1 protein-coding gene and 1 pseudogene are annotated in these 1,311 nt (G+C 42.9%); one reads left to right on the top strand and one right to left on the bottom strand.

The window, feature by feature from the left end; all coding sequences use genetic code 11:
* Positions 1-41 precede the first annotated feature (41 nt).
* Positions 42-563: an IS630 family transposase gene (locus AND4_RS19040; protein WP_275039048.1), complete on the bottom strand. Its 522-nt coding sequence runs from the start codon at positions 561-563 to the stop codon at positions 42-44.
* Between the two features lie 249 nt (positions 564-812).
* Here AND4_RS19040 and AND4_RS19035 point away from each other — a divergent pair.
* Positions 813-1,311, top strand: a pseudogene (locus AND4_RS19035) (S49 family peptidase); the annotation flags it as partial.

The raw sequence follows: 1,311 nt of genomic DNA, 5'->3' as shown, positions 1-1,311 counted from the left end.
ATCCGGAAAATTAACTGATCAGGTTTATCCAATCTCTCTGCTTATTTTGTGACACGATCTTGGGCCTCAAGAAACCTATTCCAAGCGCGACAAACCTTGGAAACAATGTTGTTATAATCAGTGAAACTTTGATTCGCTAGATAATGTTGTCGCAACCAACTCCAAACTTGCTCTATAGGGTTAAGCTCTGGCGAGTAGGGAGGAAGCTTAATAGTACTGACGTTATTAAACTCTCTCGCAATATCATTGGTATGCCAGCCTGCACCATCCATTATAACGACAGCATGACGTCCTTTTTTAGTAGCCTTAGATATCTGCTCTAAGTGCTTGGTCATTATGTCCTTGTTAACCCAGGGAACCACCATGGCTTCACCAATTCCTCGTTCAGGGCACACCGAACCAAACAAATAAGCGTATTCAAATTGCTGTTGTTTTACCACGCGAGGCCTCGTTCCACGAGTCGTCCAAAGACGTGTCGTCGTGTTCTGTTGGCCAAACCTAGCTTCGTCTTGAAGTGAAACCTTAAAAGCTTTAAAAGCCTTATATATTCTTTTTTTTCTTATAAAACTTAAAACCTTAGAGGCTATTTAAGTTGCTGATTTATATTAATTTTATTGTTCAAACATGAGAGCTTAGTACGTGAAACATGAGAGCTTAGTACGTTAGCCATGAGAGCTTAGTACGTTAGCCATGAGGGTTTAGTTCGTTAAACATGAGAGCTTAGTACGTTAAACATGAGAGCTTAGTACGTGAAACATGAGAGCTTAGTACGTACTATCAACAGGTTGAACTGCTGATCTTCGGATGCACCCGGTGGTTACTGGATCTCAATGAGTGCAGATAAAATCGTAGCTCAGCCAACCACACTAACAGGCTCTATTGGTATCTTTAGTGTCATCACAACGTTTGAGAAAGGCTTTAATAAGCTTGGCATCAGCACCGACGGCGTTGGTACATCACCATTCTCTGGTGACGGTATCACAACCGGTCTTTCTGACGGTGCATCACAAGCGTTCCAATTGGGTATCGAACATGGCTACAAGCGCTTTATTTCTCTGGTTGGCTCAAACCGAGAGATGTCACTAGAAGAAGTAGATAAAGTCGCTCAAGGTCGAGTTTGGACAGGCCAAGATGCCATGTCTTTCGGTTTGGTAGACCAAATGGGTGACTTTGATGACGCGGTGCAACTGGCAGCGAAACTTGCTGAAGTAGAGAACTATCAGCTCTACTGGGTTGAAGAGCCATTATCACCAGCAGAACAGTTCGTTCAAGAATTCATGAACCAAGTGAAAGTGTCTCTGGGTATCGATG

This window comes from Vibrio sp. AND4 (genome assembly GCF_000171815.1).
In the GTDB taxonomy this organism is placed as follows: Bacteria; Pseudomonadota; Gammaproteobacteria; order Enterobacterales; family Vibrionaceae; genus Vibrio.
Note: the sequence above shows the minus strand (reverse complement) of the source record. Positions and strands in the feature narration are given on the sequence as shown.